At 35.3% G+C, this 6488-nt stretch carries 6 protein-coding genes; 2 read left to right on the top strand and 4 right to left on the bottom strand.

Annotated features, from left to right (window positions below):
• Nucleotides 1–275 precede the first annotated feature (275 nt).
• The 3 genes from QQZ16_RS11450 to QQZ16_RS11440 all read right to left on the bottom strand — a co-directional run bounded on the left by QQZ16_RS11450 (nucleotide 276) and on the right by QQZ16_RS11440 (nucleotide 4714).
• Nucleotides 276–1553: a ribonuclease H-like domain-containing protein gene (locus QQZ16_RS11450; RefSeq protein ID WP_284561361.1), complete on the bottom strand. Its 1278-nt coding sequence runs from the start codon at nucleotides 1551–1553 to the stop codon at nucleotides 276–278.
• A gap of 10 nt (nucleotides 1554–1563) precedes the next feature.
• Complete coding sequence (locus QQZ16_RS11445; RefSeq protein ID WP_235251471.1) at nucleotides 1564–3846, bottom strand: DEAD/DEAH box helicase; 2283 nt, start codon at nucleotides 3844–3846, stop codon at nucleotides 1564–1566.
• An 85-nt stretch (nucleotides 3847–3931) separates the two neighbouring features.
• On the bottom strand, nucleotides 3932–4714 hold the full coding sequence (locus QQZ16_RS11440; RefSeq protein ID WP_031538109.1) for an alpha/beta fold hydrolase: 783 nt from the start codon (nucleotides 4712–4714) through the stop codon (nucleotides 3932–3934).
• A 359-nt stretch (nucleotides 4715–5073) separates the two neighbouring features.
• Here QQZ16_RS11440 and QQZ16_RS11435 point away from each other — a divergent pair, with 359 nt between their 5' ends.
• Both QQZ16_RS11435 and QQZ16_RS11430 read left to right on the top strand, forming a co-directional pair.
• Nucleotides 5074–5559: an Hsp20/alpha crystallin family protein gene (locus QQZ16_RS11435; RefSeq protein ID WP_031538110.1), complete on the top strand. Its 486-nt coding sequence runs from the start codon at nucleotides 5074–5076 to the stop codon at nucleotides 5557–5559.
• A gap of 140 nt (nucleotides 5560–5699) precedes the next feature.
• Nucleotides 5700–5852, top strand: coding sequence for a YpzG family protein (locus tag QQZ16_RS11430; protein ID WP_065429091.1), 153 nt, complete (start codon nucleotides 5700–5702; stop codon nucleotides 5850–5852).
• Between the two features lie 54 nt (nucleotides 5853–5906).
• On the opposite strand, the gene QQZ16_RS11425 is transcribed toward QQZ16_RS11430, so the two are convergent.
• Nucleotides 5907–6425, bottom strand: coding sequence for a YppG family protein (locus QQZ16_RS11425; RefSeq protein WP_235251470.1), 519 nt, complete (start codon nucleotides 6423–6425; stop codon nucleotides 5907–5909).
• Nucleotides 6426–6488: the final 63 nt, after the last annotated feature.

Here is a 6488-nt window from a genome sequence, read left to right as displayed (position 1 = left end):
ACCATTGTCCAAATGAAGTTTTTCGTGTAATCTTGTCCATGAGATTGGTCCTTTTTTAGTGGATTTGGACGGGTTACCACCTGACTTATCCATTATAAAGGACTTTTTCTATGCATAAAATAATAAAAGTGAACATTTCGAGTATTTTTAATAGTGGAATTAAATTAATGCAACACTAGTGGTTAAATTACTAAAATATATTTCATAGAAAAAAGTTTTTAGTATAAATGAACCAATTACTATTTTAATAGGGAACGGGCGTACAAACAACTAGGTTATTGATGGAATAACTGATTTCTATTATTCATTTGCAGTTTTCTTTCTAAGCGTTCACTTCTTTTTTGAAGTTCAAACATCATTTTATCTAGCTTATCTTTGTGTTTTACTATTTGCTCTGCTGTTTGGGTATAGTTTAATGCCAGTTGATAGTTTTTCTCTTTATGTTCTGCCATTTTAGCAAGTTCTATTAGCGATTGTAAAACCATTGCAACTTTTGTTTCTTGTGTATATGTTTGAACAATTTTTCTCCAAAGCTCGGCAGCATCCTCTAATCTTTTCTCTCTTTTATATTCTTTTGCTAATAAAAAGGCTGCCTCTAAAACTTCTTCTTTATTTTGCTCCTGAATACTCAGTAAATTTTGTTTGGCAATATCAGTCTGGCCAATTACGGCATACCATTTTCCAACTTCTAACGTTTCTTTGGCACTAATGTTATAATCTCTTCTTAACAATTGATAGCTTAAATGGGTATATAAAGTAATAAGAGAAAGGATATCTATTTCATTATGCTTTAAAATACCAAGCATTCCTTCAGGATTCTTTCGTTCAACAAAGTCAAAATAAATCATGGGGGCAAGAAATCCGGGAATATCATCCTGCCGCTTTACTCCAAGGATTTCTTCCTCCACGATAGACAGCTTTGTTCTATCTAAACGATGTTTCCACATCCGCCTTGCCCCGTGATATAAATCAAAATGACCGAATTCAGGGAGCTTTGGTACATGCTCCTTTATTAGCGTATGTCTTGTTTTTACTTGTGGCCAATCAAAAGCTTTTCCATTATATGTTACGAGAGTTGTATAGTCTACATTCTCTAAAAAACTATTAAATAAAGGCACTTCTGCTCCTGGATGTGGCAATATATGCTGTTTTAGAACTATTTCATTTTCTCGTAATTGTGCATACCCAAGAATAAATATAGTATTTCCCGTACCGCCTCCAAGGCCAGTTGTCTCCGTGTCAAAGAAGAACAGCTCCTTTGCCTGATGCCCTTTTGCTGAAAGAGGATGGTCGTAATTGACTTTATTCCATTCGTCCACAATGTGACAAAACTCCCGAAATGTATAATTCCCATGTGTATAGTCCAGAGGATAGCTTACTTCACGAATTAAACAATAGTCCTGATCTAGCCAATAAGGATAGACATTTTCTTGCTCCCACTGCTGGATAAATGGAATATTCTTTCCCTTTATCTCGATATTTTTAACAGGAGTAGTTTGTTCTTCTTTTTTTATATGAGACTTCATTCTACTTAACTTATTTTTAATCGACATATTATTCCCCTTAAATAGAAAAATTACTTTCTTCCAAGAGCGAAAGGATTCTAATTACATCCCTTTTACTGTTATTTGAATGGCTCTCTGTTCCTATACAAGAAGGACAACCGTATTCACAAGCACAATTTTTCACCATTTTTTTTGCTTCCTTTAATACTGATGGCATTTCTTCATATATTTTTTTACTTAAGCCGATCCCACCAGGATATTGATCATAAAAGAAGATTGTTGCTTTTTCATTATGCTCTGCTTTTACTTGTGGAACTACATGTAAGTCAGATGGATCTGCCATAACAAGAAGCGGTGCTATATGTTTTAATGCATGAGCAGCACCAATTAGGCCTTGTTCGGTTTGCTCTTGATCCCATGCTAATTTTTCTTGTGGAAAAGAAAGCCATGCCGCATTTGTATGAAGCTCTTCTTCAGGCAGAGTAATGGGACCAGAACCTATATTTTCATGTGTTTCAAATTTTATTTTTTTAAAAATTGTACTCATCGCTATAATACTAACATCGCCATAGCCTGTTTCTGCTTCAGAATAATCGGTTCGATTATCTTCTTCCAAAACCTTTAAAGAGACCGCTAAATTAGCATCTGTATAATAATCGACACTGACTTCACGAACATATGCTTTTTTTTCTTCCCAATCAAGTTTCTCCACTTGATATTGAATCCCTTGATGCATATAAATAGCTTCTTCATGTAATAGAGTCATCGCAGAAAAGCGATCACTTTCTCCAATCACTCTGCTTTTACTACGATCAGAAATGTCAATAATGACTATATTTTCTTGTGATGCAGAACGAAGACTTATATTATGTGCTGGAAAAGAATCATTCATCCAATACCATTTATCTCCATTTTGAAAGAGGATTCGTTCAGTTGTTAAAAACTCGAGTATTTCTGTTATTTCACAATTTCCAAATGTTTCTCCTTCTTTAAACGGAAGCTCGTAAGCCGCACATTTCATATGATCAATTAGGATAATTAAATTATCAGGATTTATCCTCGCTGTTTCTGGATTTCTACTAAAAAAATAGTCAGGATTAGCAACCATATACTGATCAAGGGGACTAGAGCTTGCTACCATAATCACAAGTGATTCATCATGTCTACGCCCAGCTCGTCCCGCCTGTTGCCATGAACTGGCAATCGTACCAGGGTACCCTGTCATCACACAAGCTTGAAGTTGTCCAATGTCTACACCTAATTCTAATGCATTAGTACTAACAACTCCGTAAATATTTCCATGTCTTAAACCTTGCTCAATATCCCTTCTTTCCGTTGGTAAATATCCGCCACGATAGCCACGAATAGATTTTGATCCAAGCTGATACTTAACTAGTTCCTGTAAATAAGTTAGTAGTATCTCAACTCGCACTCGACTTTTGGCAAAGACGATTGTTTGAATTTTATTTTTCAGCAATTCTCCTGCTATCTGCCTTACTTCTAAAGTCGCGCTTCTCCTAATGTTTAAAGGAATATTCACAATGGGAGGATTATAAAAGACGAAATGTTTCTTGCCGCTTGGAGCACCATTATTGTTAATTAGCTTAACACGCTTTTCTGTTAAATTTTCTGCCAATTCCTTTGGATTCGCAATGGTTGCAGATGTACATACAAAGACAGGATTGCTGCCATAGAAGGCACAAATCCGCTTTAATCTTCTCATGACATTCGCAACATGACTTCCGAAAACGCCTCTATAAATATGCAATTCATCAATAATGACATATTTTAAGTTTTCAAATAAAGATACCCATTTTGTGTGATGTGGCAAAATAGCTGAGTGAAGCATATCCGGATTTGTGATGACGATATGCCCTGCCTTGCGAACCTTCTGTCTAATCGAAGCAGGAGTATCTCCGTCATATGTATAGCTATTTATTTGTAATTCAGCACTTTCAATTAGCTCATTTAATTCACTTTTCTGGTCCTGTGCAAGTGCTTTTGTCGGGAACATATACAAAGCTCTTGCGTTTTTATTTTCAGCAATGGACTGGATAACAGGAAGATTATAGCAAAGAGTCTTTCCTGATGCAGTTGGCGTGACAGCAACTACACTATCCCCTTCCCGAATCGCCTGATAGGAGGAGGATTGATGTGTATATAATCGTGTAATGCCCCGCTTTTGCAATGCATCTTTTAAATTAGGTAATAAATCTTCTGGTAGCGGGGCTGTTACAGCTTCTTTCGGTTCGATTGTATGCCAATGGGAAATTTTTTCTTTATAGTCTTCCTTTGTTTTTAATTCTTTCATAATATCTTGAAGGTTTTTACGTACGTTCATTTTGATTCACCTCTATAACCTCCATTCTATCGAATAGACGTTCGATTTAAAAGAGATTTTCAAAGAAAAAAATAACCATTATTTGTTAGTTCTCTTTAACAAATGAATGGATTGCTTTTGCTAAGTCATTGGGAGCTTCCTGCATACTCATATGTCCAGTTTCTAATCTAACTTCAAAAATATTCGAGCTTGATGCAGAAGCTACTCGATCCACTGAAACCACTTTATCTTTTGTTCCCTTTACCAATAAAATAGGCAAGTTAGCTTCATCCACAACATCATTTCTATCTGGTCTATTTCTCATAGCTGCCTGTGTTTCCATAGCAGCTAAAGCATTAGTGCCATAACCAATTGTTTTTGCCTTTTCTACTTCGTTCGTTAACTTAACAAGGGATTCGTCTGCAAATAAATTAGGAACTAGACCATTTACAAACTCTATAATGCCGAGGTCTTGAATTTTTTGAATGGCGTTTAGCCTACCTGCCTTTCCCTCTTCTGTATCAGGATATGCGGTTGAATGAATTAAGCCAAATCCCTTTAAGCTTTCTATAAAAAGATCTGCAAAAGCCAATGTCACATAACCGCCTAGTGAATGTCCAAACATATATATTTTTTCAATCCCTAATCTCGCTAATAACTCCTTAATATCCTTCGCTAAATCTTCTATTTGAAAGGGTTCTCCACTAAAGCTTGAAGTTCCATGTCCCCGTAGATTGACTGCTAATACATGATATTTATCTGCAAGTAATGGAATAATATACTCCCAGTAATCAGTACTTCCACAAAATCCATGAATGAGTACAATGGTTTCCCCTTCTCCTTTTTCTATATAAGAAAGCTCTTCCTTACCAACTTTTATAGTATTCATTTTTACTAACTTCCTTTCTTCCGCTTTTCATTTAATATAGCACTTTTTATAAAAACAGATAAAGTAAAACGTCATTAAAAGCGGTTCATTTGTTGAGCTATTCAAACATTTTCATAAACATGATCTCCTCACCTACTTAAGCCAGATGAGAGAAAAATATTGGATATATCAAAACTCTTCTTGGCATCCTTTTTTCTATTTCTAATTAAAAATGGCAGGGGGACGAAACACCAATTGTATGTATTAGGCATAGTATAAGTAGAAAAAGGCCTATTCAATTGCAGTTTTCTCCCTGAATAGAAAAAGGAAGAAAACATTTATCAACTTATGTTCATGTTTTATGTAAGGAGTGATTTAAAATGTCTTCCAATTTTCCAATTGACCCGAATAAAAAGGAGAAAAATCCTCAAGTTTTAAATGGATTTATGCGTTCGATGAATCAATTTTTCCAAGAAAAGCCAGTGAAAAACTTTCTACAACAAATGGATGAGTTTTTTAGCAATCCATTTCCAAACATGGCTTTTCCCGTTAGTGTGAATGAAACAGAAAGTGCAACAATTATCAAAGCAGAACTTCCAGGAATCAACAAAGAACAAATACAATTAGATATCTTTGACCATCATTTAACTATAAGTGTAAACCATCAGGATATCATTACAGAAGAAAATACGAAAACGAAAACATTTCATACAAGTCAGACGTTTAAAAAAAGCAGCAGAACTATTGCGTTTCCTCACCCTATTGATGAAAAAAAAGTCAAAGCATCCTATCAAAATGGCTTGCTTATCATTAAAATACCGAAACAAAAAGGGAAAAAAATAATGATTGAAGACCAAAGTTCCTAAACCAGATAGAGTAAAAAATTATAATCTGCACATATTAATAGTGGATGCTAAAAGAAGCACACTCTCCTTCCTGAACGCAAGAAGGAGAGGTTCCTTTTCATCCAAAAATTTCTTCTAATCTTACTTCCTGAGGTGATAAGATGAGTTATAAAGATCAATTAGATTCTCATTCTGCGCTTTTTCATCACAATTGGACGAGACCAAAACGTTCTAAGTCCCAAGTAAATGGGCATACACAAATGTCTCAAAACAATATCATTCTAAGAAGTAATGCAAAAGCACACCGCTGGTAAGTAGAGAAAAAGAAATGGAGGCTGTCGATTGACAGCCTCCTTGTTCAATTCTGCTTATACTTTAAAGATTCCGCCGACGCCCTTTACTAAACCCGTAACCTGATTCATCGCGTTCATCATCATTCCAGCAGTATCCATCATCTTATTAAAATCTAATGAACCGTCTTGTGATTTAAAAGAATTCATAATACTTTTCACATTCCCTTGTTTTTTGGGGATAAATGATTGCTTTGGATATGGATTCATAAAGCTTGGATTTTGATTCATATAATTTTGCGAGTAATGGTTCATTTCCGTGTTATCCATATAGTGCAATGGATTTTGGAAAATGTCTTGGGTGCTGCTCTTGTATGCATTTTGCGGGTGATAAAAACTCGGTTGGTTGTTTGGATAATTAGGTTGCATTGGCATATGAAAGTAGTTTTGTCCATTCGCCCCTGCCCCATTCCATTGCCCTTGGTCCATGTTCATATAAGGATAATAATATTGTCTGTTATCGGTTTGTGAATATGGCGTCGTATAAGCGTTCAGATAAGGTACATTTCTTCTTTGTGGATTAGATGCTCTATACATGAAAATCTATCCTCCCACGTTAAAGGTATCCTTCTCTACTATATGATGATTTCGCCTATCTCG

Source organism: Bacillus sp. T2.9-1, assembly GCF_950097965.1.
GTDB lineage: Bacteria > Bacillota > Bacilli > Bacillales > Cytobacillaceae > Niallia > Niallia hominis.
Note: the sequence above shows the minus strand (reverse complement) of the source record. Positions and strands in the feature narration are given on the sequence as shown.

What these genes read in the sequence shown, in the direction of transcription:
- QQZ16_RS11430 (WP_065429091.1), top strand. Translation starts at nt 5,700, where the DNA reads ATGAGTTATAAAGATCAATTAGATTCTCATTCTGCGCTTTTTCATCAC.
- QQZ16_RS11445 (WP_235251471.1), bottom strand. Translation starts at nt 3,846, where the DNA reads ATGAACGTACGTAAAAACCTTCAAGATATTATGAAAGAATTAAAAACA.
- QQZ16_RS11435 (WP_031538110.1), top strand. Translation starts at nt 5,074, where the DNA reads ATGTCTTCCAATTTTCCAATTGACCCGAATAAAAAGGAGAAAAATCCT.
- QQZ16_RS11440 (WP_031538109.1), bottom strand. Translation starts at nt 4,714, where the DNA reads ATGAATACTATAAAAGTTGGTAAGGAAGAGCTTTCTTATATAGAAAAA.
- QQZ16_RS11450 (WP_284561361.1), bottom strand. Translation starts at nt 1,553, where the DNA reads ATGTCGATTAAAAATAAGTTAAGTAGAATGAAGTCTCATATAAAAAAA.
- QQZ16_RS11425 (WP_235251470.1), bottom strand. Translation starts at nt 6,425, where the DNA reads ATGTATAGAGCATCTAATCCACAAAGAAGAAATGTACCTTATCTGAAC.